General features: G+C 56.7%; 20 protein-coding genes and 1 pseudogene. 12 read left to right on the forward strand and 9 right to left on the reverse strand.

The window, feature by feature from the left end; genetic code table 11:
• Positions 1 to 54: 54 nt before the first annotated feature.
• The 6 genes and pseudogenes from gltB (at position 55) to ACXADZ_RS17745 (ending at position 10,387) form a co-directional block, all read left to right on the forward strand.
• A pseudogene (gltB, locus tag ACXADZ_RS17720) lies at positions 55 to 4,586 on the forward strand (glutamate synthase large subunit).
• Positions 4,587 to 4,788: 202 nt separating this feature from the next.
• Entirely contained in the window at positions 4,789 to 5,703 is a 915-nt protein-coding gene (locus tag ACXADZ_RS17725) for a Hint domain-containing protein (protein WP_475198376.1), read from the forward strand.
• Positions 5,704 to 5,742: 39 nt separating this feature from the next.
• A complete protein-coding gene (gene mtgA, locus ACXADZ_RS17730; protein ID WP_171184762.1) occupies positions 5,743 to 6,477 on the forward strand; it encodes a monofunctional biosynthetic peptidoglycan transglycosylase in 735 nt (244 codons plus the stop codon).
• 58 nt (positions 6,478 to 6,535) lie between these two features.
• Entirely contained in the window at positions 6,536 to 7,201 is a 666-nt protein-coding gene (gene fzlA / locus ACXADZ_RS17735) for an FtsZ-binding protein FzlA (protein ID WP_475198381.1), read from the forward strand.
• Positions 7,202 to 7,273: 72 nt separating this feature from the next.
• Positions 7,274 to 8,311 carry a tRNA epoxyqueuosine(34) reductase QueG gene (gene queG, locus ACXADZ_RS17740; protein ID WP_475198384.1) on the forward strand — a complete coding sequence of 346 codons (1,038 nt, stop codon included), beginning with the start codon at positions 7,274 to 7,276 and terminating at the stop codon, positions 8,309 to 8,311.
• Positions 8,312 to 8,383: 72 nt separating this feature from the next.
• Positions 8,384 to 10,387, forward strand: a complete 2,004-nt coding sequence (locus ACXADZ_RS17745; protein ID WP_475198386.1) for a hydantoinase/oxoprolinase family protein — start codon at positions 8,384 to 8,386, stop codon at positions 10,385 to 10,387.
• Between the two features lie 39 nt (positions 10,388 to 10,426).
• On the opposite strand, the gene msrA is transcribed toward ACXADZ_RS17745, so the two are convergent.
• Positions 10,427 to 10,939, reverse strand: a complete 513-nt coding sequence (msrA, locus tag ACXADZ_RS17750) for a peptide-methionine (S)-S-oxide reductase MsrA (protein ID WP_171092693.1) — start codon at positions 10,937 to 10,939, stop codon at positions 10,427 to 10,429.
• Positions 10,939 to 11,385, reverse strand: a complete 447-nt coding sequence (gene msrB, locus ACXADZ_RS17755) for a peptide-methionine (R)-S-oxide reductase MsrB (protein ID WP_171184768.1) — start codon at positions 11,383 to 11,385, stop codon at positions 10,939 to 10,941. Before msrB ends, msrA begins: the two co-directional genes overlap by 1 nt.
• A 144-nt stretch (positions 11,386 to 11,529) precedes the next feature.
• On the opposite strand from msrB, the gene ACXADZ_RS17760 reads away from it, so the two are divergent.
• The gene (locus ACXADZ_RS17760) at positions 11,530 to 12,051 is read left to right on the forward strand and encodes a glutathione peroxidase (protein ID WP_475198395.1); all 522 of its coding nucleotides are present in this window, start codon (positions 11,530 to 11,532) and stop codon (positions 12,049 to 12,051) included.
• On the opposite strand, the gene ACXADZ_RS17765 is transcribed toward ACXADZ_RS17760, so the two are convergent.
• Positions 12,027 to 12,914 carry a DMT family transporter gene (locus tag ACXADZ_RS17765; RefSeq protein WP_475198398.1) on the reverse strand — a complete coding sequence of 296 codons (888 nt, stop codon included), beginning with the start codon at positions 12,912 to 12,914 and terminating at the stop codon, positions 12,027 to 12,029. The genes ACXADZ_RS17760 and ACXADZ_RS17765 overlap by 25 nt on opposite strands.
• A 182-nt stretch (positions 12,915 to 13,096) precedes the next feature.
• Here ACXADZ_RS17765 and ACXADZ_RS17770 point away from each other — a divergent pair, with 182 nt between their 5' ends.
• Complete coding sequence (locus ACXADZ_RS17770; protein ID WP_475198607.1) at positions 13,097 to 14,293, forward strand: BCCT family transporter; 1,197 nt, start codon at positions 13,097 to 13,099, stop codon at positions 14,291 to 14,293.
• 115 nt (positions 14,294 to 14,408) lie between these two features.
• A complete protein-coding gene (locus tag ACXADZ_RS17775; RefSeq protein WP_475198404.1) occupies positions 14,409 to 14,642 on the forward strand; it encodes a hypothetical protein in 234 nt (77 codons plus the stop codon).
• 57 nt (positions 14,643 to 14,699) lie between these two features.
• Here ACXADZ_RS17775 and ACXADZ_RS17780 read toward each other — a convergent pair whose 3' ends face one another.
• The 4 genes from ACXADZ_RS17780 to ACXADZ_RS17795 all read right to left on the reverse strand — a co-directional run bounded on the left by ACXADZ_RS17780 (position 14,700) and on the right by ACXADZ_RS17795 (position 19,414).
• Positions 14,700 to 14,987, reverse strand: a complete 288-nt coding sequence (locus tag ACXADZ_RS17780; protein ID WP_068347305.1) for an HU family DNA-binding protein — start codon at positions 14,985 to 14,987, stop codon at positions 14,700 to 14,702.
• Between the two features lie 130 nt (positions 14,988 to 15,117).
• The gene (locus tag ACXADZ_RS17785) at positions 15,118 to 16,581 is read right to left on the reverse strand and encodes an AMP nucleosidase (RefSeq protein WP_475198409.1); all 1,464 of its coding nucleotides are present in this window, start codon (positions 16,579 to 16,581) and stop codon (positions 15,118 to 15,120) included.
• Complete coding sequence (gene ade / locus ACXADZ_RS17790) at positions 16,578 to 18,380, reverse strand: adenine deaminase (protein WP_475198411.1); 1,803 nt, start codon at positions 18,378 to 18,380, stop codon at positions 16,578 to 16,580. Before ade ends, ACXADZ_RS17785 begins: the two co-directional genes overlap by 4 nt.
• Positions 18,381 to 18,544: 164 nt before the next feature.
• Entirely contained in the window at positions 18,545 to 19,414 is an 870-nt protein-coding gene (locus tag ACXADZ_RS17795; protein ID WP_475198413.1) for a LysR family transcriptional regulator, read from the reverse strand.
• Between the two features lie 114 nt (positions 19,415 to 19,528).
• On the opposite strand from ACXADZ_RS17795, the gene ACXADZ_RS17800 reads away from it, so the two are divergent.
• Both ACXADZ_RS17800 and ACXADZ_RS17805 read left to right on the forward strand, forming a co-directional pair.
• Complete coding sequence (locus tag ACXADZ_RS17800) at positions 19,529 to 20,284, forward strand: class II aldolase and adducin N-terminal domain-containing protein (protein WP_171184778.1); 756 nt, start codon at positions 19,529 to 19,531, stop codon at positions 20,282 to 20,284.
• 23 nt (positions 20,285 to 20,307) lie between these two features.
• Positions 20,308 to 21,297, forward strand: a complete 990-nt coding sequence (locus ACXADZ_RS17805; protein WP_475198420.1) for a sterol desaturase family protein — start codon at positions 20,308 to 20,310, stop codon at positions 21,295 to 21,297.
• A 24-nt stretch (positions 21,298 to 21,321) separates the two neighbouring features.
• Here ACXADZ_RS17805 and ACXADZ_RS17810 read toward each other — a convergent pair whose 3' ends face one another.
• Entirely contained in the window at positions 21,322 to 21,954 is a 633-nt protein-coding gene (locus tag ACXADZ_RS17810; protein ID WP_475198423.1) for a class I SAM-dependent DNA methyltransferase, read from the reverse strand.
• An 88-nt stretch (positions 21,955 to 22,042) separates the two neighbouring features.
• Between ACXADZ_RS17810 and ACXADZ_RS17815 the strand changes: the two genes are divergently transcribed.
• A complete protein-coding gene (locus ACXADZ_RS17815; RefSeq protein WP_475198425.1) occupies positions 22,043 to 22,888 on the forward strand; it encodes an SDR family oxidoreductase in 846 nt (281 codons plus the stop codon).
• Between the two features lie 4 nt (positions 22,889 to 22,892).
• Here ACXADZ_RS17815 and ACXADZ_RS17820 read toward each other — a convergent pair whose 3' ends face one another.
• Positions 22,893 to 24,512, reverse strand: a complete 1,620-nt coding sequence (locus ACXADZ_RS17820; protein ID WP_475198427.1) for a GMC family oxidoreductase — start codon at positions 24,510 to 24,512, stop codon at positions 22,893 to 22,895.
• Positions 24,513 to 24,903: the final 391 nt, after the last annotated feature.

Here is a 24,903-nt window from a genome sequence, read left to right on the forward strand (position 1 = left end):
AAGGATTATCAGGGTTCGACGCCAAGACGTCCCCTTGAAAGAAGGAAACAGCCAATGACCAAATATGATGCCGATTGGGTCCGAGCCGAGGAAGCCAAACGCGAATGGATGGCGGAAAACGGTCTCTATTCCAAGGAAGAAGAGCATTCATCGTGTGGTGTGGGCCTAGTTGTATCTGTAGATGGTAAGCCGTCACGCAAGGTGGTGGACGCGGGGATTGATGCACTAAAGGCGATTTGGCACCGTGGTGCTGTGGACGCTGACGGTAAAACCGGCGACGGCGCGGGTATTCACGTTCAGATCCCTGTTCCCTTTTTTATGACCAAATTCGCCGTACGGGGCACGAACCCAAACTGGACGAGCTTATCGCTGTGGGCCAGGTATTCCTGCCGCGCACAGATTTTGGTGCACAGGAAAGCTGCCGGACCATCGTGGAAACCGAAGTTCTGCGCATGGGCTACTACATCTATGGCTGGCGTCACGTGCCGGTCGATGTGACTTGCCTGGGCGAAAAAGCCAATGCGACCCGCCCCGAGATCGAACAGATTCTGATCTCGAACTCCAAGGGTGTGGACGAAGAGACATTTGAGCGTGAGCTATACGTGATCCGGCGCCGCATCGAAAAAGCCGCGACTGCCGCGGGTATTTCAGGGCTTTATCTGGCGTCGTTGTCCTGCCGTTCGATCATCTACAAGGGCATGATGCTGGCCGAACAGGTCGCCGTGTTCTATCCCGACCTGATGGACGAGCGCTTTGAGTCCGCTTTTGCGATCTATCACCAGCGTTACTCCACCAATACGTTCCCGCAGTGGTGGCTGGCTCAACCCTTCCGAATGTTGGCCCATAACGGCGAGATCAACACGCTGAAAGGCAATATAAATTGGATGAAAAGCCATGAGATCCGCATGGCCAGTGGTTCTTTTGGTGACTACGCTGAGGACATCAAGCCGATCATCGCTGGCGGATCGTCGGATTCGGCCGCATTAGACTCGGTTTTCGAGGTTTTGGTGCGTGCCGGCCGGTCTGCGCCCATGGCGAAAACCATGCTGGTCCCGGAAAGCTGGTCCAAACAGGCGGTAGAGCTGCCTCAGGCGTGGCGCGACATGTATTCCTACTGCAACTCGGTGATGGAGCCGTGGGATGGACCTGCTGCACTGGCGATGACCGATGGTCGTTGGGTCTGTGCCGGACTGGATCGGAACGGTCTGCGCCCCATGCGCTATGTGGTTACCGGTGACGGGCTTGTCATTGCAGGGTCCGAGGCGGGCATGGTTCCGATCGACGAGGCAAGCGTCACTGAAAAAGGCGCGCTTGGCCCCGGTCAGATGCTGGCCGTGGACATGAAGAAAGGCAAGCTGTACCGCGACAGACAGATCAAGGACAAACTGGCACGTGCGTTGCCCTTTGGTGAGTGGGTTGGCAAGATCAACGATCTGGACGACACGTTGGCCGGTGTCAGCGAAGCCCCGATTTTTTCTGGCGAAGAGCTGCGTAAGCGTCAGATCGCTGCGGGGTATTCGGTCGAAGAGCTAGAGCAGATCCTTGCCCCGATGGCCGAGGATGGCAAAGAAGCGCTTGCTTCAATGGGGGACGACACGCCCTCGGCTGTTTTGTCGAAACAGTACCGGCCACTCAGCCATTTCTTCCGCCAGAACTTTAGTCAGGTGACCAACCCACCGATCGACAGTTTGCGCGAATACCGGGTGATGTCGCTGAAAACACGCTTTGCCAACCTCAAGAACGTGTTGGATGAGGACAGCAGCCAAACCGAGATCATCGTTCTGGAAAGCCCCTTTGTTGGAAACGCCCAATGGGACAAGTTGGTCGAAAATTTTGATGCGCCCTTGGTTGAAATCGACTGTAGCTTTGAATCTGGCCGTGGTGCACTGAGTGTCGCTTTAGCCCGTGTTAGAGCCGAATCAGAAGAAGCCGTTCGGTCCGGTGCAGGACATATCGTGTTGTCTGACATGAACACGGGCGAGGGCCGGATTGCGATGCCGATGATTTTGGCAACCAGTGCAATTCACTCACACCTGACCCGGCAAGGGCTACGGACGTTCTGCTCTTTGAACGTGCGTTCCGCTGAATGTATCGACCCGCATTATTTTGCCGTTCTGATCGGGTGCGGTGCGACCGTAGTGAATGCCTATCTGGCAGAAGATTCTCTGTCCGATCGCATTGATCGTGGTCTGTTGGACGGAACCCTGACCGAGAATGTCGCCCGTTATCGCGAAGCTATCGATCAGGGCCTGCTGAAGATTATGGCCAAGATGGGTATTTCGGTGATCTCGTCCTATCGTGGCGGGCTGAACTTTGAGGCCGTGGGCCTCAGCCGCGCCATGGTGGCCGAGTATTTCCCGGGCATGACCAGCCGGATTTCGGGGATCGGTGTGACGGGTATTCAAGCCAAGCTTGAAGACATCCACGCTAAGGCTTGGGACAGCGGTCTGGATGTTCTGCCTATTGGTGGTTTCTACAAGGCGAGGAAATCGGGTGAAACCCACGCGTGGGAAGCGACCTCGATGCACATGATGCAAATGGCCTGTAACCGCGCTTCTTATGAGTTGTGGAAGCAGTATTCGGCCAAGATGCAATCGAATCCGCCGATCCACTTGCGCGACCTGATGGATTTCAAACCCATGGGCAACGCGATCCCGATTGAAGAGGTCGAATCGATCACCTCGATCCGCAAGCGCTTTGTCACGCCGGGCATGTCTTTGGGTGCACTCAGCCCCGAGGCGCATAAGACGCTGAACGTGGCGATGAACCGGATTGGTGCGAAATCCGATTCAGGCGAGGGTGGCGAAGATCCGGCTCATTTCGTGCCCGAGCCCAATGGCGACAACCCATCCGCTAAGATCAAACAGGTGGCTTCGGGCCGGTTTGGTGTAACCGCAGAATACCTGAACCAGTGCGAAGAGCTTGAGATCAAGGTGGCTCAAGGTGCCAAACCGGGTGAGGGTGGTCAGCTGCCGGGCATGAAGGTCACCGACCTGATCGCGCGTCTGCGTCATTCGACCAAGGGCGTGACGCTGATCTCACCGCCGCCGCACCACGATATCTACTCGATCGAGGATCTGGCGCAGTTGATCTATGACCTCAAGCAGATCAACCCGCGTTGCAAGGTGACAGTCAAGCTGGTCGCATCTTCGGGCGTTGGCACAATTGCTGCCGGTGTGGCCAAGGCAAAAGCCGATATTATCCTTATTTCGGGTCACAATGGCGGAACTGGTGCGTCACCAGCGACCTCGATCAAATACGCGGGCCTACCGTGGGAGATGGGCCTGACCGAAGCGCATCAGGTGTTGGCGATGAACAACTTGCGCGACCGCGTAACCTTGCGGACCGATGGTGGCCTGCGCACTGGACGTGACATTGTTATGGCCGCGATGATGGGGGCCGAAGAATACGGGATCGGCACTGCTGCGCTGATTGCGATGGGCTGTATCATGGTGCGTCAGTGCCAATCGAACACCTGTCCGGTTGGTGTGTGTACGCAAGACGAAAGCCTGCGCGCCAAGTTCACCGGAAATGCGGACAAGGTGGTGAACCTGATCACCTTCTACGCGCAGGAAGTGCGTGAGCTTCTGGCCAGCCTTGGTGCCCGCTCGATGGATGAGATCATCGGCCGTGCTGACCTGCTGGCTCAGGTCAGCCGTGGGTCTGCACATCTGGATGATCTGGACCTGAACCCGCTGCTGATCACTGTCGATGGTGCACACAATATCGTTTACAACCGCGACAAGGATCGGAATGCTGTACCCGATACTCTGGACGCCGAAATCGTGCGCGACGCGGCGCGGTTCCTGAAGGACGGCGAGAAGATGCAACTGTCTTACGCGGTGCAGAACACGCATCGGACGGTGGGTACTCGTGTCTCCAGTCATATCGTTCAGAATTTTGGTATGCGGAATACGTTCCAAGACGACCACCTGCACGTGAAACTGCAAGGATCTGCCGGTCAGTCATTGGGTGCATTTGCCGCGCCGGGTCTGAAGCTGGAAGTTTCGGGCGATGCCAACGACTATGTGGGCAAGGGACTTTCGGGTGGCATGATCGTCGTGCGCCCACCGCAGGTCAGCCCACTGAAAGCAGACGAGAACACCATCATCGGCAACACCGTTTTGTACGGTGCAACCGATGGCCATCTGTTTGCTGCCGGTCGCGCGGGCGAGCGGTTCGCCGTGCGCAACTCGGGCGCCAAGGTGGTGATCGAGGGCTGTGGCTCGAATGGCTGTGAATACATGACAGGTGGTGTTGCGGTGATCCTTGGCGACATCGGTGCCAATTTTGGTGCCGGCATGACAGGTGGCATGGCCTATCTGTATGATCCCGAAGGCAAAGCCCAAGCGCTGATGAACATGGAAACCCTTGTCACCTGCCCGGTTTCTGTCGCGCATTGGGAAGAGCAGCTGAAAGCGCTGATCACGCGCCATGCAGAAGAGACCTATAGCCGGAAAGCCGCAGACATCTTGCAACATTGGGACGTTGAAAAAGGCAACTTCCTTCAAGTGTGCCCCAAAGAGATGCTGAATAAACTGAGCCATCCGCTGAGCATCGAAGCCACCGCAGTTCCAGCAGAATAAAGCCTGCTGCAAAGCTTTATCGGCTGAAAAGCACTAAATAACGGGCCTCGCGTGTCATTTGCACCACGCGGGGCCTGGTTTGTTTACACTGTTTTTTCGGGATTCTTGCCTGTGCACCGGAATTTCGCCAATCTTCCTCGGAATTCGAGCGAAAACCATGGGCTGCTTCAGAAGTCCCGTGGTGTAAATCAGGGGCGGCAGAGTGCCAACAACATATCGCGACCAGTTCTACACCTTTGATCCGGCGAACCCTCCGCCTGTGGGAACGGCAATTGCTGTCGCCAGTTTCGATTTCACGGACGTTGATGATGACAACGAAATCGATGCGCCCAGTGGTGATACCGTCAATGGGCAGGACGTCACATCGTCATGGCCAGGGGATACGGTCACCATCAATGTGACCGGAGTTGGCAATGTCACCTATGTCGGAACCACGTTCTATCTGGCCGATGGGTCTCGGGTGTTCACTCCGACAGACGGTCAGGTTTTACAGCCAGGGACGTTGGTTTCGACAAGTTTCGTCAACACACAGGGACCGCTGGATGTTGGTACTCTGGGTCCGCCCTGTTTCACGCCGGGCACTATGATTGCAACCCCAGACGGGGACCGCGCGGTGGAAGACCTGAAAGCTGGTGATCTGGTCACGACACTGGACCATGGCCCTCAGCCCTTGATCTGGGTTGGGCGCACAAGGGTCGAGGCCAAAGGGAAACTGGCCCCAATCCGATTTGAGGCAGGCGTTTTCGATCTGGACTGTCCGCTTCTTGTCTCGCCGCAGCATAGAATGCTGATCGAGGATTGGCGCGCATCCTACTTGTTTGGACACGCCGAGGCGCTGATCGCGGCCCATGTTCTTGTCAACGGCGATACAGTGACCCGCGTTGAAGGCGGGGAGGTGGAATATGTTCACCTGCTGTTCAAGAGGCATGAAATCGTCATCGCCAATGGGGCAAAAAGTGAAAGCTATTATCCGGGTCATGCTTTGACGGCCGCGGACCGAGAGACCCAAAGCGAAGTGTTGCACCTGTTTCCTGAACTGGCCGGAGCGGACCCGATGTCGCTGGAAACGGCGCGCCCGGTCGTCCACCCGCGAGAGGCGCGCGCCTTGGGAATTTAGGCCGTTTCAAACCCCGGCGACGCGTCGTATAGCTGAGATATGGCGAAGAAAGCAGCCCGCAAATCAGGCGGAAAAAAAAGTAAGGCGACCAAACGGAAATCAACTGTGGCCCAAACGGTCCGTCGTTGGGCGACACGTGCCGCTTTGGCGATTGCCGGCCTCGTGGTCGCCTTGGTCTTGTTCTATTCGGTTGTAAACCCGCCGGTAACCCACACCATATGGTCCGAGTGGCGGCGATTGGGCAAAGTTGAACGCGAGTGGGTTCCGATAGAAGAGATTTCCCCGATCATGGCCCGATCGGTCGTCGCGGCGGAAGATGCGAATTTCTGCCAGCACTGGGGATTCGATGTTGAAGCCATACGTGACGCACTTGAAGGCGGCGGCAATCGCGGTGCGTCGACTATCACGCAGCAGGTGGTGAAGAACGTGTTTCTCTGGCAAGGGCGCAGCTGGGTGAGGAAGGCGATGGAAACCTCAATCACCCCGGTGGTTGAGATCTTCTGGAGCAAGCAGCGTATTCTCGAGGTCTATCTGAACGTTGCAGAAACCGGTAACGGCGTGTTTGGCGTTGAAGCAGCGGCACAGCGCTATTTCAACCGAAGTGCTGCGCAATTGACTTCTGTTCAGGCGGCCCGGATTGCTGCCATTCTGCCATCACCGCGCAATCGTTCGGTCACAGACCCAAGTGTGCGCACGCGTCGACGCGCGGCTTCGATTCTGGACGGGGCGGCCACCATCCGCGCAGATGGTCGCGCAGATTGTTTCGAGGATTGAAACCCGCTGCCCTCAAGGGCTAAATCAGTCGGGTATTCACTGGTTCGATTGGAAGCCCATGGCGCGTCTGTTTCACGTTCCCCTCTCTCCGTATTGCCGCAAGGTCCGATTGTCTTTGGCCGAGAAGAAGATCGAAGTTGAATTGGTCGAGGAGCGATACTGGGAACAGGATCCGGACTTTCTGCGCCGAAATCCGGCGGGAAAAGTGCCGGTGTTGCGTTTGGACGGGCAAGTCATGTCGGAAAGTGCGGCGATCTGCGAATATATCGAAGAAACTCGCCCCGAACCGCCCTTGATGCCGAAAAACCCCGAAGCTCGGTTTGAAGTTCGTCGCCTTGTGGGATGGTTTGACGACAAGTTCCATCACGAAGTGACATCGAAGCTTTTATATGAGCGAGTGAACAAGAAGGTGACCGGTCAGGGATACCCGGACAGCAAGAATGTCAAACAGGGTGCCAAGGCGATCAAGTATCATCTGGACTATATGGCCTGGCTGCTGGATCACCGCCGATGGCTGGCCGGGGATCAAATGACTTTGGCCGATTTCGCGGCGGCGGCACATTTGTCGGCGCTGGATTATATCTCGGACGTAGACTGGAACCGCAGCCAGGTGGTCAAGGATTGGTACGCGAAGATCAAGTCGCGCCCGGCGTTTCGGTCCATTCTGGCGGATCAGGTGCCAGGGTTTCGGCCGCCGCCTCATTACGCCGATCTGGATTTCTGATAGGGTTCAGTAGGGGGCTGCCTGCCCCCATCGCGCCGGGGGCGCGATTCCCCCGGAGGTATTTTGGGCCAGATGAAGAGCGGATCGGACCTGAAGAAAAAGCTGGTGCAACAGGCCCTGGCAGAGGGGTTTGTGTCGTGCCGCGTGTGCCGTCCTTGGGATGTTCCGCAGGTGCCCGAACGCCTTGGGGCGTTTTTGGAGGCCGGGTATCACGGACAGATGGGGTGGATGGCTGAGCGGGTGCATTGGCGCGGTGATCCCGCTGCCCTGTGGCCTGAGGCGCGGTCTGTGATCATGTTGGCTGAAAGCTACACGCCAGAGCATAACCCGACAGAGGTTCTGAACCATCCGGATCGCGGCGCTATTTCCGTTTATGCACAGAACAAGGATTACCATGATCTGGTCAAGAAACGCCTCAAGCGATTGGCGCGATGGTTGATTGCTGAAGCGGGGGGCGAGGTAAAGGTTTTTGTCGACACCGCTCCGGTTCCGGAAAAGGCCTTGGGGCATGCTGCTGGCCTTGGGTGGCAGGGCAAGCACACCAACCTTGTCAGTCGTGAATGGGGGAATTGGGCTTTTATAGGCTCTGTTTTTACGACAATTGAGTTACCGTCGGACGCGCCGGAGGTAGATCACTGTGGTTCGTGTCGCGCCTGTCTGGACTGCTGCCCGACCGATGCGTTTCCAGCCCCGTATCAATTGGATGCACGGCGGTGCATTTCCTACCTGACCATTGAACATAAAGGTCCCGTTGAGCCCGAGTTGCGCAATAAGATGGGCAATCGGATCTATGGTTGCGATGACTGCTTGGCGGCTTGTCCCTGGAACAAGTTTGCTGTTGCTGCCAGCGATATACGCTATGCCGCCCGGGCTGATTTGAAAGCACCGTCGCTGACAGAGCTGGCGGCGCTGGATGATGCGGCCTTTCGTGCGATGTTCTCTGGTTCGCCCATCAAGCGCATCGGCCGGGACCGGTTCGTCCGGAATGTGCTTTACGCCATTGGAAACTCGGGGCAGTCAAACTTGAGGCCGGTTGCACAGGTATTGACAAGCGACCCGGATGAAACCGTGGCCGACGCGGCGCGCTGGGCGGTAGAACAGCTGTCATAAATGCCGCAAACAGGCTGGACGCGTCGCGCATAACCGCTACACCCAATCGCAGCGAACAGTAAGGAGGACCCGATGACTCTGTCTTTGGGGGTGGATACGGGCGGAACCTATACCGATGCGGTGTTGATCCGGGATGAGAAAGAGGTGATCGCCTCGGCCAAGTCGCTGACCACGCGTGCGGATTTGGCCATTGGTGTGGGCAAGGCGATCTCTGCCGTGCTGGAAGACGCCCAGGTCTCGCCGGAGCAGATTGCGATGGCGTCATTGTCCACGACACTGGCCACAAATGCTCTGGTTGAAGGGCAGGGTGGACGTGTCGCGCTGATCTATATCGGGTTCAAGACGGGTGATCTGGTAAAGCATGGCTTGAAGGACGCGCTGAAAGATGATCCGGCGCTTGTGATTGCGGGTGGTCATACACATTCCGGCGGCGAAGCTGCGCCGCTGGATACTGCCGCCTTGGAGCAGTTTTTAGACACTCACAAAGGGATTTCTGGCTTTGCGATTGCGGCCCAATTCGCAACCCGTAATCCAGCGCATGAACTGGAGGCGGCGCGGATCGTATCTGAAAGGACCGGTGCGCCGGTGACATGTTCGCATCATTTGTCGGCCAAGTTGAACGGGCCGAAACGTGCTGTGACGGCGGTGCTGAATGCGCGTCTGATTGGAATGATCGACCGCTTGATCGGGCGCGCGCAAGATCAATTGCGCGTTCTGGGAATCTCGGCCCCGATGATGGTTGTGCGTGGCGATGGAGCTTTGATGAGCGCCGAACAGGCGCGGGAGCGCCCGATTGAGACCATCCTGAGTGGACCGGCGGCTTCGATTGTCGGGGCGCGCTGGCTGACCGGGGCTGACAATGCGCTGGTGTCGGATATCGGAGGCACCACAACTGATGTAGCGCTGATCCGGGACGGCAAGCCAGCTATTGATCCGGGCGGCGCGCAGGTTGGTGGATTTCGAACCATGGTCGAGGCTGTGGCGATGCGCACACATGGTTTGGGTGGGGACAGCCAGGTTCATGTTGTGACCGAAGGATTGCAGGGTGGCGTGTTTCTGGGCCCCCGGCGTGTTCTGCCCGTGTCTTTGATCGCAGCGGAAGCGCCCGAAGTTGTGCACGCCATTCTGGACGAACAATTGCGGGCGACCACGGTGGGCGAGCACGACACCCGATTTGTACGACGCGTGCCGGGTGTGCATGCTGATGGTGTCGGCGCTCGGGAAGAGATGTTGTTGGAACGTCTGGGCGATCAGGTTCTTCCGCTTGGCGCACTGCTGCGGTCGCGGATGGAGAATGGCGCACTGAATCGCTTGGTCGACCGCGGGATCGTCCAGGTCTCGGGCGTGACGCCGTCGGACGCGAGTCATGTATTGGGCCGCGTCGACGCTTGGGATTCTGAAGCTGCACGCAAGGCCTTGGTGCTGGTGGCCCGGAAACGGGTCGGATCCGGGGACATGCTGGCAAATTCGCCAGAGGCATTGGCGCAGATGATCGTGGATCAATTGACGGAACAGACCAGTTTGACTTTGTTAGAGGCTGCTTTTGACGAAGAGCAGGATGATTTCGGATTGTCACCTCAGGAATTGGCGCGGCATGTGTTGACGCAGCGTGGGTTGGCGCAACATCGTGGGTTGTTGTCGTTAAATGCCGCGTTGAACGTGGATGTGGTGGGCCTTGGAGCGTCAGCCCCCAGCTATTACCCCGCAGTGGGTGAGCGGTTGCACTGTCGCATGATCCTGCCCGAGCACGCTGGCGTAGCGAATGCGATCGGTGCGGTTGTTGGACGGCTGACATTGCGGCGGTCTGGTACGGTCACGTCACCGACCGAAGGGCGGTATCGTGTGCATCTTGAGGACGGGCCACAGGATTTTTCTGCATCGGATGAAGCGCTGGCGTTGTTGGAGCGGATTCTGAAATTCGAAGCCGAGAGTGCAGTCAGAGAAGCCGGCGCGGAAGATATCCGGGTGATCGTGGATCGCGATATCAAAACGGCGCGGGTCGAGGCCAAGGATGTTTTTGTCGAAGCCATGATTACGGTCGAGGCAAGCGGGCGACCAAGGGTGGCGACAGGCTAGCCCCCCTGAAGAGTTCAGAGGGGCCGGGCAGGTGGTGCTTTATTCTGCGGCGCTGGCGCGTTTAGGAAGGACCCAATCCGGGCGCGGGAAGTGGCAGGTATAGCCGTTCGGAATGCGTTCCAGATAATCCTGGTGCTCTGGCTCGGCCTCCCAGAAATCTCCGACAGGTTCAACTTCGGTCACGACCTTGCCGGGCCACAGGCCACTGGCGTTCACGTCAGCGATGGTATCGACCGCAACCTGCTGCTGAGCGTCGTCCACATAATAGATCGCCGAGCGATAGCTCATGCCGCGATCGTTGCCTTGACGGTTAATCGTAGTCGGGTCGTGGATTTGGAAAAAGAACTCCAACAGGTCGCGATAGCTGATCTGCGACGGATCGAACCAGATCTCGATGCCCTCGGCGTGGGTGCCGTGGTTGCGATAGGTCGCGTTGGGCACATCGCCGCCGGTGTAACCGACGCGGGTGCGTGAAACGCCCGGCATTTTGCGGATCAGGTCCTGCATGCCCCAAAAGCAGCCTCCGGCCAGTACAGCGCGTTGTTCGGTCATCAGATGTCCTCCACATGAATCAGATATTCGCCATATCCTTCGGCTTCCATTTCATCGCGATGGACGAACCGAAGAGAGGCGGAGTTGATGCAATAGCGTAGCCCGCCATGTTCGCGTGGACCGTCGGGGAAGACATGCCCCAGATGGCTGTCGCCGTGTTTCGAGCGGACCTCGGTCCGGATCATACCATGCGTTGTATCGCGAAACTCTTCCACATGTTCATGGATAATCGGTTTGGTGAAACTGGGCCAGCCGCACCCGGATTCGTATTTGTGGGTCGAGGCGAAAAGCGGCTCACCTGATACGATGTCCACATAGATCCCCGGTTCCTTGTTGTTCAGGTATTTTCCGGTGCCTGGACGTTCAGTTCCACTGCGTTGAGTGACGTGAAATTCTTCGGGCGAAAGCGCAGCGATGGCCGTGGGGTCTTTGGTATAGCGGGTCATGGATCCTCCGGCTGGTAAAGTATTGTGCCATAATCTGGGGACTGCAGAGGGGAAAGCAAAGCGATATTTCAACCGGCTCTCGCAGTCGTGCAAGTGATCTGAAGACTGACGAACCGCGTATCAGATTTAAAGGGAGGACAAGACATGTTCAGATTGCTGCTTTTGACTGCCCTGATCTTGCTGGGACGTGCCGTTCAGGCCGCGCCGTTGACAGGTGAGTTCGCCTCGATCGACGGGGGTACATTGGCCATTGAAGATTGGCGTGGCCAACCCGTACTGGTGGTCAATACCGCGTCACAGTGTGGGTTCACCGGACAGTATGCGGCTCTACAAAAGGTGTATGAGGCTTATTCCGACAAAGGGTTGGTCGTTCTTGCTGTCCCCTCAGATTCGTTCAATCAGGAACTTGGGTCCGCCGAAGAGGTAAAACAGTTCTGCGAGATGAACTATGGGCTGACGTTGCCGATGACAGATATTACGCCGGTTAAGGGAAAAGACGCCCACCCGTTTTACAAAGCCGTCGCCGCCCAGACTGGGTTCACGCCCAAGTGGAACTTTAACAAGATCCTGATCGATCCAGCGGGCGAAGTGGTTGCGACCTATGGTTCGAACGTCAAACCCGATTCTCGCAAGCTGTTGTCTCAGGTCGAAGCTTTGCTGCCCTGAGCGGGTTGCCGCGAGAGTTGGACGGCAAGAATGCCAAGTGTTGTGACGCCCACGCCAACGGCATCCATGGCTCCTAACTTTTCGCCCAGCAGGATCGCCGCGATTGTGACCCCGAATACAGGGTTGAGGAAATGAAATGTTGCCGCCCTGACGGCACCAATGCGGTCCAGCAGCAAGAACCAAATCAGCGTCGCGAGCAGCCCGGGGAACAAAGTGGTATAAGTGAACGCCAGCGCCAGTGGCAGAGTCGGGTGGATATAAATGGTTTCAAAGATAGGTGCTGCGACAAACAAGGCCGCTGAGCCAACCAACATTTGAAGCCCTACCACCATCATAAAGTTCCCACCAGACGTCGCGCCGCGAACCGCGAGCGTGGCAAATGTCAACGCTAGGGCCCCGATACCGCAAAGCGCGACCCCGAACATATCGACTCCCGCACTGACCCGATTGCTCATGATCAGCGCAACACCTGCGAAACCTGCGAACAAACCAAGTATACCAAGCGGGCGTAACTTCTCCTTGAAAATCAACCACCCTGCCAGCGCCACCAACAAGGGCATTGTGGATGCGATAATGGCGGCGACCGAGGCTTCAACTGTCTGCATCGCATAGAAGTTTAGACCCAAATAAAGGGCATTTTGGCAAATTCCGAACAGGATCGTTGCGCGCCACTGGTTCCGGGTCAGGTGCCAGCTTTGGCCCATCGCCCTTGCAATCATCACGCCCAGAACACCAGAAATCAGAAACCGCAATGCCAGCGAAAACAAAGGCGAGGCATCTGCAACGATAATACGCGCCGAGGTAAAGGCAGACGACCAGATCAGAGCAAATGTAAGCCCCATGGCTATGGCGCGCAGATCCATGGAGACCCCCTGTCATGTTGGGCGGACTGTTCCCGATTTTCCAACTCGCTGCAAGTTGCCTGCGCCAAAAAAGACACGCAGGTAACATGCGGTGTGATTTGTGCATGTTTTTATTGATTGATCAGCCAATAAACTATAACGGCTTGACGATCTGACCAAACAAGGGAGGTTTGTCAGTGCTTCTGGAGTACATTCTATCTTTTGGCGTCCTGCTGGCATTGGGCCTGGTCGCTTTCTTCGTCGTGAAATGGTGGAACCTGCGTTGCGTTGGTGTGACACCGGTTCATCTGTTCACGTTCATCGCGATCCTGTTCACATCCGGACTGGATGTCGGCCTGATCATGTTCCCTCTGACTGAATTCGGCGGCTATGCCGAAGACCCTGCTTATGCATTCGCCAATCCGTTGGCAATCGAGTTTGGGTTCTGGGGCTTCCTGATCTGGGCGTTCTATTTCCTGACAGCCTTCTATTTCTGCGTAATCGAACCGCGTGTGAAATTCTTTGAGATCCCTCTGGTCAAGTTGATCAACAACGTGGTCATCATCGGCACCTGCGCTTTCACCGCCAGCCTGTTCCTGATCTATCTGCCCGGCTACTTGCCTGAAGTCGGAGACGGCGAGTCCGTCGTAACCACGTTCTACATCATCGTCTTCGTGGTTATCCTGGCGGCGGCCTATTCGTCGACTGACCTGAAATACGTACGCATCCTGTCGGTGGGTTCGACCTTCCTGTTCCTGGCTTTGATCCTCGGTATGTGGGCCGCAGCAGGCATGGGCGTAACCGGGTTTGTGGAAACCGGCAGCAATATTGGTGCCTATTTCGCCAACCTGCACAAGTTTGTCCTGCCGCTGACCGACTATCACGCCTTCTACCTGTTCTGGTGGTTCGCTTGGTCGATCATGATCGGTCAGTTCACCTCGCGCTTTGTGGGCGGTCTGACCACGTGGCAATTACTGGCGGCACTGTTGATCTTTCCGTCCATCCCGCTGGGTATCTGGTTCACGGTTCTGTACTATTACCACCTCAACGGCATCAGCACCGCTGGTATCACCAACATCGCGATGGTGATCGTTGGCGTGACCTTTGTGATCAACTCGCTCGACTCGCTGATCCGCCTGTACACAGACAACCTGAACATGACGGTTGAGCGGTTCGGTAAGGCCCCTTATGTGGCGGGCAACGTTGTGCTGCTGTTCGTCCTGACTTTGCTTTTCCAAAGCCAGTGGCTGCAAATCCAGTGGATCGGCGCGGTGGTTGTTGGTCTGTACCTCGCCTGCGTGGTCTATATCCTGATCACCAAGCGCAAAGAGGTGTTGAGCATCGATGCGATGCCTGAAGGCCGCGATCTGGACTTCCATAAGGTTGAGACGGTTCACTAATCGTCGATCAAATCACTGATCCGAGGGGCACCCCAAAGGTGCCCCTTTTTCGTTGCATCTTGGCGACCATCAGGTTTGCGCTATGTTTCACCGGGAAAGACGAAAGGTGTGCAGAGTGCTGGAAGAAAAACGCAAAGATCTTGACTCAGAGAAACAGAAGAAAATTCTGATGCGTCTGGTCGAAGCACTTAGCCAACTTGATCCCGATCTGTATTACAGACCGACAAGTGACATTGCCTTGCATCTGGAAAAGTATATTCGCGATGACGCGAAGCTGACGTCTGACGAACGGTCGCTGATGGAGCGGTTGAGTCGCCGTGACCTGGAGGTCTTGCTGAGCTTGCATTGAAGCCAAAGAAAAAGGGCCCCCAATTGGCGGCCCTTGATCATGTCGAAAAAACGGAACTTAGCCGTTCACGCTGTCCTTCAGCGCTTTCGCGATGGTCATTTTCACAACCTTGTCGGCTTCTTTGGTGAAGGTTTCACCAGTGGCCGGGTTGCGGACCTGACGCTCGGGGCGCTCGCGGCAGTAGATTTTGCCGACGCCGGGCAGCGTCACTGCGCCACCGGCAGAAACTTCGCGGGTGATCAGGCCGGTGATGGCCTCCAGCGCCGCATTCGCGGATTTCTTGTCGGTTCCCATTTCCTCAGCGAGAGCAGCAACCAGCTGAGTCTTAGTCATAGGCTTTGCCATTTCTTGGTCTCCTTAACGTGCCCGATCTATAGGGCCTCACCGCGTAACTGTAACGGGATATTGTGGGCGAACACAACGAATAGTAGCGCTGAAACCCCTAAAAATATGGGGAAAACGTTGCTTTTTTGCGTCAGAGGAAGGCTGTTTCGTCAAAGGAACGCAATTTCCGGCTGTGTAACCGCTCAAGCGGCATGCCGCGCAAGTGCTCCATCGCCTTGATACCGATGGCCAGATGACGGCTGACCTGAGTGGTATAGAAGGACGATGCCATACCTGGCAGTTTCAGTTCACCGTGTAACGGCTTGTCCGAAACGCACAGCAAAGTGCCGTAGGGTACGCGGAAGCGATAGCCGTTTGCAGCAATGGTCGCGCTCTCCATGTCCAGCGCAATTGCGCGCGATTGGCTGAGACGCTGGACCGGGCCGGTTTGATCACGCAATTCCCAGTTGCGGTTATCGACCGAGGCCACAGTTCCTGTCCGCATGATCCGCTTCAGCTCATAGCCTTCCAACTCCGTCACTTCAGCCACGGCGCGTTCCAGCGCCACCTGAACCTCGGCCAACGGAGGAATCGGAACCCAGACAGGCAAATCGTCGTCCAGAACCTTGTCGTCACGGAGATAGGCATGGGCCAGTACAAAGTCGCCCAAGGCTTGCGTGTTACGCAACCCGGCGCAATGGCCAACCATCAACCAGGCATGAGGGCGCAGAACGGCGATATGGTCTGTTGCGGTTTTTGCGTTGGACGGGCCAACGCCGATATTCACCAGAGTGATCCCCGAACCGTCTTTCCGCTTGAGGTGATAGGTCGGCATCTGCGGCAGTTTCAGCGGTTGTTCGATCGCTGCCTCTGGGTCCGTGATCTCGGCGTTTCCGGTTGAGACAAAGCTGGTATAGCCGCTGGCGGGATCTGCCAATTGCTCGCGGGCGTAGTTTTCGAACTCTGAGACATAGAACTGATAGTTCGTGAACAGTACATGATTCTGAAAATGGCTTGCATCGGTCGCCGTGTAATGCGCCAGACGGGCCAGAGAATAATCCACGCGTTGGGCGGTAAACAGCGACAATGGACCGACGACATCCTCGTGATCGTGTACACCGTTGACGATGTCGTCGTTGGTGGTGCTCAGATCCGGCACGTCAAACACATCGCGCAGTGTAAACGCGGCCGCGCCCTGATGTGGCACAACCAGATCTGAATTGTTTGCCACTGCGAAATGCACCGGGATGGGTGTGTCCGAGGCTGCAATCGTGACTGGCTGGCCGTGATTCTTGATCAACAAAGCGATCTGTTGGGTTAAGTAAGACCGGAACAGATCGGGCCGCGTTACGGTGGTGGCATGGACACCGGGTTCAGAAACGTGGCCAAAGCTCAGGCGGCTGTCGACCTGCGCGTATGTGGACGTTCGGATGCGAATTTCCGGGTAATAGGCTCTGTACCGCGCGGATGGGGCACCTTCCTGCATCGCTTTTGAAAAGCTGTCGCACAGGAATTCCGTGGCTTGTGTGTAAAGCTCTTCCAGACGAGCAACGGCGGCTGCCGGATCAGTGAATTGCTCTGGCGCTTGTGATTCAGGGGTCAGAAGGGTCGTCATGCCAAAGGTTCCAAAAGGTCGATTTTTTCAAAGGTGCGTACGTCCACCAGCCCGAGGTCCGAGATTCGAAGCTCTGGAATCACGACCAGCGCCAGTAGTGAGTGCTGCATATACGCGTTGTTTAATTTACAGCCACAGTCCTGCATGGCTTGCACCATCTTGTCGGCCTTGGCTGCGACCTCGGCGGCGGGGCTGTCGGACATCAGGCCAGCTATGGGCAATTCCACCAAAGCCAGTTCCTGCCCGTCTCGGAACAGGGTGATGCCACCACCCACTTCGGCCAGACGGTTGGCGGCCAAGGCCATCTGTTCCCGGTCCGTGCCGACGACGATCATGTGGTGACTGTCATGCGCCACGGTCGAGGCCATGGCCATCTTGCCCTGATAGCCAAAGCCCGAGACAAATGCGTTGGTCACTCCGCCTGTTGCGCGGTGCCGTTCGACCAAAGCGATCTGGCAGACATCACCTTCGCCCTCGACCAGCCCACCTATGATCGGCAGTTCAGCTTTCAACGCTTTGGTCGGGGCCTGGTTTTCCACCACACCGATGACATTGGCCCGCACCCGGTTCGCCCCGTCCGGGGCCTTGATCTCAAAATCGGTCGCGCTCAGATCGTGCCCCAAGTGAACGGTGTTACGTGCCTTTTCGGGCCAGTTCAAATGCGGGCAATCCACCGCAATCTTACCGTTTTCCGCAACCACTTTCCCACGGGCGATCACTGTTTCGATCGGCAAGCTCGTCAGGTCCGAGCTGAGAAGGATGTCTGCCCTGCGCCCCGGTGTCACGGACCCGATTTCACGTTCCAGCCCAAAATGCGACGCTGTATTGATCGTTGCCATTTGCAGCGCGATCAAAGGGTCACATCCACAGGCAATGGCGTGGCGCACGACACGGTTCATATGCCCGTCATTGACCAACGTGCCCGAGTGGCAATCGTCGGTGCACAGAATGAAGTTACGCGGATCCAGCCCTTTCTCGGTCACGGCGGTGATCTGACTTTCGACATCGTACCAGGCTGATCCCAAACGCATCATCGACCGCATTCCCTGCCGCACCCGGGCAATGGCGTCGGCTTCGCAGGTGCCTTCGTGATCATCCGCTGGTCCACCGGCCACATAGGCTGCAAAATCAGACCCTAAATCGGGCGAAGCGTAATGTCCGCCCACGGTTTTACCCGCCCGTTGCGTGGCTGCAATCTCGGCCAGCATCTTGGGGTCGCCATGGATCACGCCGGGAAAATTCATCATTTCACCTAGCCCGATGATACCGGGCCAGTTCATGGCTTCCGTCACATCTTCGGGCGTGATTTCATAACCGGTCGTTTCCAGCCCCGGGGCAGATGGGGCGCAGGACGGCATCTGGGTGAAGATGTTGACCGGCTGCATCATGGCTTCGTCATGCATCATGCGCACACCGTCCAGACCAAGCACATTGGCGATCTCATGCGGATCGGTGAACATGCTGGTCGTACCGTGCGGGATGACCGCGCGTGCGAATTCGGCAGGGGTGAGCATACCAGATTCGATGTGCATATGCGCGTCGCACAGGCCGGGCAGAATATAGCTGCCACGCGCTTCGATGATCTGTGTTTCCGGGCCTATGCAGTGCGAGGCGTCGGGCCCGACAAAAGCAATCCGCCCGGCTGCAATCGCAACCGAATGATCCGGCAACAGTTCGCGTGTATGTACGTTTACCCAGATTCCGCCCTGAATTACGGTGTCGGCGGCGTCGCGTCCGGCGGCAACTGCGATCAATTTGGGGGCGACGTCGGGCCAGCTGGGGAAGGGTGTATATTCCATGGCTCAACTTTCACGAATGCGCCAGCGGGTGCAACCCCGGTTCTGCGCTGTCACAAACAGATCATAAATTCCTGCTTGTCCTGCATCCACTTGCAGCGCGCCCATGCCGCCCGGCCATTGGACAGGTGCGCAGTGACCTTGGGCAAAGGCGAAAGCTTGCCGGGTTACGTGGCTGGCGCAATCTCGCGCCGAATCCAATTCGCAAAGGCCACAGCTCCGGGCGTGTCCTCGGCCTGCGGGGACAACAGCAGATAATATGCCTCGGGCATCGGCGCGCGATGTTCAAACGGCGCGACAAGCTGCCCGCGTTCGATCAGGTGGTGTGCAATGGCGTCATGCGCAAGGCACAGGCCCCCGCCCGCCATGGCTGCAGAAAGGCAAACCAGATAGGTTGTTGCATAGGTAATCGATGGGTTTCCCCATGTTAGACCCTGTTCTTCTGCCCAGCTTGACCAATTGGACAGCAGATTAGAGCAATCAAACAACGGCTTTTCCTGAAGATTGTCCAGTTTCACCTGATATCCCGGGGCACAGACCGGATAATAGTGTTCAGTGCGCAGCATCTCGGTCCGGGTGGTGTCTGATGGGCGCAACGAAAAGCGAATCTCAACCGCAGCACCTTCGGCCATCTCTCTTGGTTCCCATAGTTCGGTGAAGATATTTAACTGTACATCTGGGCGCTCTGCCTGAAACATCGGCAGGCGTGGGGCCAGCCAATTGACGGCAAAGCTGATGTTGCATTGCACTTGAACCGCGTTTGGCTGCGCACCGGTGACAGCCTGTGTGCCGCGCATAAGCGTCCGAAACGCTTCTCGGACCACTGGTAAATAGGTGATTCCGGCCTCGGTCAGTTCTAACGCTTTGGGGCGGCGCAGGAATAAGGGTTGCCCCAGATGGCCTTCCAACGATTTTATCTGCTGACTGACAGCGCTTTGCGTCATGTTCAGATCCCGCGCTGCGCCAGTGAAAGACAGATGCCGTGCTGCGGCCTCAAACGTGCGCAGCCAGCCCAGCGGAGGCAGTTTGTTCTGCATCGACATAACCCCGGCATAAGTTCAGCTAATGGGATAGCTTTGTTTTTTTCGTTGGTCAAACGCGCAAGTCAAATGCAGGCTTTATCCAAGGTCAACCGCAACAGGAGCCGCCGCATGAGTGTTACCAACCTTCGCCCCAATATCGATCACTGGTCCGAGCGTGTGGATATGGCTGCCGCGTTCCGCTGGACCGCGCGGCTGAACATGCACGAGGCCGTCGCCAACCATTTCAGCCTTGCAGTGAACGAGGACGGTACGCAGTTCCTGATGAATCCCAATCAGGCGCATTTCTCGCGCATTCGCGCGTCAGACTTGTTGTTGTTGGATGCCAACGATCCTGACGTGATGTCCCAACCCGGCGCGCCGGACCCCACCGCATGGGGGTTGCATGGGTCAATTCATCGCCACTGTCCGCATGCGCGTTGCGTCATGCACGTGCATTCGATCTTTGCGACAGTTCTGGCTTCGTTGGCCGACAGCACCTTGCCGCCGATCGATCAGAACACGGCAACCTTCTACAATCGCTATGTGATTGATCAAGAGTTCGGCGGGCTAGCCTTCGAAAGCGAAGGCGAACGCTGTGCCGGGATGCTGACGGACCCAAAGAAAAAGGTCATGATCATGGGCAATCATGGCGTGCTGATCATCGGCAGCGATCCCGCAGATACGTTCAACCGGCTGTATTACTTTGAACGCGCGGCCGAGACGTATATCCGCGCATTGCAAACGGGCCTGCCCCTGCGTGTGCTTTCGGATGAGATTGCCGAGAAAACCGCACAAGAACTGGACGACTACCCCGACCAGGCCGAAGCCCACCTGCGTGAGATCAAGGCGATTCTCGACGCAGAGGAATCAGACTACGCAACCTGACTGCACATCCTAAAGAGAGCATCATGACGGATATCGCCCCGGATCCCGAAACCGCCCGCTGGCACTATCACCCCGAAGGTCCCGTAGGCCTGAACCCATTGTTCAGCTGGCCACCGCGTCCCGCGGCTGTTCTGAAATGGTACAGCGGCGCGTGGCTGCAAATCACTTCCCTGACCTTGTGCATGGTCCTGGCGGTAACGGCCTATGCCTTCTTTTTCCCTTCATTAGAGACAATGCAGAGCTTTGCGCCCGGCTGGATGTTTCGGATCTGGCTGTTGAACATGGTGCCGCAAATCCTGGTGGCTGGGGGGCTGCATTGGTGGCTTTACATGCGAAAAGGGCAGGGCATGTATAAGAAGTTCGACCGGCGGGATCTGACGCGGAACAACGGAACGTTTACCTTCCGCAATCAGGTTTGGGACAATATCTGGTGGACACTGGGCAGCGCCATGACAGTGGCCACCGTATATCAGTGGATCATTTACTGGGCGATGGCCAATGGCTGGGCGCCGACGATCACCTGGGCTGAAGCTCCGGTTTGGTTTGCCGTGTGGATGATGTTCATTCCGATGTGGTCCGGCTTGCACTTTTACTGGGTGCACCGGCTAGAGCATCACCCAAAGCTCTACAAATACGTCCACGCCGTGCATCACCGCAATGTTAATATCGGGCCCTGGTCTGGGATTTCGAACCACTGGTATGAAAACCTGCTGTATTTCACCACCTACTTCATCCACCTGATTGTGCCGTCTCATCCGCTGCATCTGCTGTTTCACAGTTCATTCCAGCAGATCAGCCCGGTTCTGTCCCATTCAGGGTTCGAAAAATTGAAAGCTGGCGAGACCGAGGCCGCGCGAGCTGGGGATTTCTTTCACCAGCTTCACCACAGGTATTTCGAGTGCAACTACGGCACGTCCGAAATCCCGTTCGACAAGTGGTTCGGCACCTACCACGATGGCTCGGCTGAGGCGACGACGCGTACGCGCGCGTACAAAAAGCAGATGTACACCTGATGGTTTCGGTCTGATTGCCTCAGTTTAAACCCGCTCAAACAAAGCAATGAACGCCGTGTCGTCTTTGTTGGGGCCAGCAGCAAGATCGCCATAAATACGAACTTCGGGCAGTGTCAGATTTCGAATCTGACCCTGTTCCAATTGACGCAGTTTTTCTGCGAAACCCATTTTTTCGAAATGACGGGCATTGATCGAAAGAGCGAACTGCGCACCAGGCCGTGCGACACGCAAAAGCGCGGGAAAGACCTGGGGGCCGAGATGGCCGTGGGTGAAGGTCCCGGAAGAGACGATGCCGGAATAGCTTTCACGCGGTACCGGAATGCCCTGGGTCAGGTCTGCTTCAATCGCGTCGCGGTAGATATCCTTGCGCATGGCCTGATCCAGCATTTCCGCGCTGATATCGGTCGCATCAATAGGCCCAACGCCTAGCCCGGACAACACTGCGCCGCAAAGACCTGTGCCCGCGCCGACATCCAGAACCGGGCCCTGACCGCCTGCACCCACGAATGCCCGTGCGGTGTGGGTGTGAAGCTGGTAATCCGCGCGCGCGGCGAAGCCGTCATCATAATCCCCGGCCCACTCCGCATAGAGGCGTTTGTGTTCATTCGGGGAGTTCAGCGCATAGGCCGAATGCAAATCGGGTTTCTTGTCGCTCATACCCAACAGAAAGCCGCATCCAAAGATTCGATTCAAGTGCGTCCATGCAGCGCTTGCATCCCGGTGCACTGAGGCCCATCAAAGGGGCATGACTCAGACGCTTTTCTCATTTGGCCATGGTTATTCCGCACAGGCCCTGTCCCGACATATTGCTCCGAAAGGCTGGCGCATTTTTGGCACCACACGTGACAACGAAGGCATGGCAGCCATCCGAGACTCGGGTGCCGAGCCGTTGGTCTGGCCTGGACAGGAACCGACTCTGGATGGGGTGACGCATCTTCTGATTTCGACCGCCCCGAATGCAGAGGGCGATCCGGTTTTGGCGGCGCTGGGTGAGGAAATCGCCCGCCGCGCGGCGCAATTCACATGGGTTGGGTATTTGTCGACAACTGCCGTTTATGGCGATCATCAAGGCGGATGGGTTGACGAAGACACGCCTCCGGCTCCGACCGCCAAACGCGGCAAATGGCGCATGTTGGCCGAGCAGCAATGGTCATCTGTTCCCGGCCTGCCGGTACATATCTTCCGGCTGGCTGGCATCTATGGCCCGGGCCGAGGTCCCTTTTCCAAGCTTAAACGCGGAGGGTTGCGACGTATCATCAAGCCGGGGCAGGTGTTTTCGCGCATTCACGTGGAAGACATCGCGCAAATCCTTGAAGCCTCGATGACTAAGCCCAACCCGGGTCGCGTCTACAATGTATGTGACGATGAACCAGTCCCGCCCCAGGACGTCATTGGTTACGCTGCTGAGTTGCAAGGTCTTCCCCTTCCGCCGGCGGTATCCTTTGAAGAGGCCGACCTGACGCCAATGGCGCGCAGCTTCTATAATGAGAACAAGCGTGTGCGGAACAGTCGGATCAAGGACGAGTTGGGCGTGAGATTGATCTACCCCAACTACAGGGTCGGGTTAGACGCTTTGATGAAAGGCCAATAGCACTTTAACACGCTGCTGCCTTGATCATGTCCGCCGCTTTTTCCGCAATCATGATGGTTGGCGCGTTTGTATTGCCAGACACAAGTGTTGGCATGACCGACGCGTCGACTACGCGCAGCCCTTCTATGCCATGTACGCGCAGTTCGGGATCCACCACCGCCATCGGGTCGTGCCCCATTTTGCAGGTGCCGACCGGGTGATAAATTGTATCGGCGCGGGCGCGGATGTGCTTTTCCCAATCCGCGTCGGTTTGGGCGCTATCTGTTCCGAACATCTCTTTGTGTCGGTATTTCGCCAAAGCGGGCGCTTCGAGGATGTCCCGTGTCATACGCGCCCCTTTGATCATGGTCTCAATATCCCTGTCGTCTGACAGAAAGGCCGGGTCGATGTTGGGTGTGTCCATCGGGTCAGCACTGCGCAGCCCGACTGTTCCGCGGCTGTCTGGGCGTAACTTGCAGATATGGCAACCATATCCGTATCCGTAATGCAGTTTGCGAGCGTGATCATCAACCATTGCGATAGTGAAATGCAGCTGAATATCCGGGCGCTCGAGATCTGGGCTGGTTTTCAGAAAAGCCGCGCCTTCGGCAAACGGGGTGGCAGCCATGGATACACCTGTCTTGCGCCACCTGTAAATATGTCCAAGCAGTCGGGCGGCCCCCACAGGACCTATACCGAATGTGTTTGTGTCTTTACTGCGGTACGTGAGAATGAAGTCCAGATGGTCCTGCAGGTTTTGTCCAACGCCCGGCAACTCATGACGTATGGCGATTCCGTGCGGTTTCAGATCACCTATCGCACCAATGCCGGATAGCTGTAACAGTTGCGGCGACTTCAACGCACCGGCGCACAGCAAGACTTCGCGCGTGGCGGTCACCGTGAAATCTGCGCCTTTGCCTTTTTTCTGATAGGTCACTCCGCTGGCACGTCTTCCTTCGAACGTTAGTTCTTTGACATGGGCATGTGTGATGACGGTCAGGTTGGGGCGGCTCAGTGCTGGAAACAGATACGCCGCCGCAGCAGAGCAACGCTCGCCATTTTTTGCCGGATCGTGGAACTGCGTGACCTGATAAAGTCCAACGCCTTCATTATCACCGCGATTGAAGTCGTCTGTGCTGCGGTGTTGCAATTGCTCAGCGGCTTCAACAAAGGCGCGGGTGACAGGGCGCGGTTCTTTTTGGTGCGAGACATGCAGAGGTCCGCTATCGCCATGCATGTCATCTGCGCCTTGCTCATTATTCTCAGCGCGTTTGAAATAAGGCAATACGCTGGTCCAATCCCACCCATCGCACCCCAGGTCCGCCCATCCATCATAGTCTTGTCGTTGACCCCGGATATAAAGCATCGCATTGATCGCACTTGAACCGCCCAGGGCCTTACCACGTGGTTGATAGCCCCTGCGTCCATTCAAACCGGGCTGCGGAACGGTCTCGAAGGCCCAGTTGTTAATTCGAGGTCGCCCCGGCAAAGCTGCAACAACAGCGGACGGTACCCTGACAACCATGCCATTGCCGCGGCCTCCGGCCTCAAGCACACACACGCGTATGCTGGGATCTTCGCTGAGGCGATGTGCCAGTACAGATCCCGCAGAACCTCCGCCAACGATGACATAGTCGAATTGCAATACTGTGCTCCCAACTTCTTTCAGCAGTGGCCGCTGGGTCTTTGGCGTCCTGATCTAGCGGTTTTGGGAACACTGCGGGATTTTAGTAAAAAAACAATTATAACGCCAAGTCAGTTACTGAGGCCTTTAAGTTGCTACTCCAAATATTCGACCGATGCAGACCGGCGCTCTCAATGGCTTTTGGAGTACCGATGATCCTCTGCGCGCCGCGATTCCGCCTCTGAAGTTCGTTTCACCTAGTTTCTCAGGTTTCCTGAGCGCTCAAAGCGCATCTGCGAGATTGATTTATTAACGTAATATGTTGTTTTCATTAACGAACTGAAGAAAACGATGAGAAATGTGAAGTTTTTTCAAAATGGGGGTTGCAGGTCCCAGACCTAATCCGTAAATA

The sequence above is a fragment of the Ruegeria sp. ABM4_193 genome, assembly GCF_056158705.1.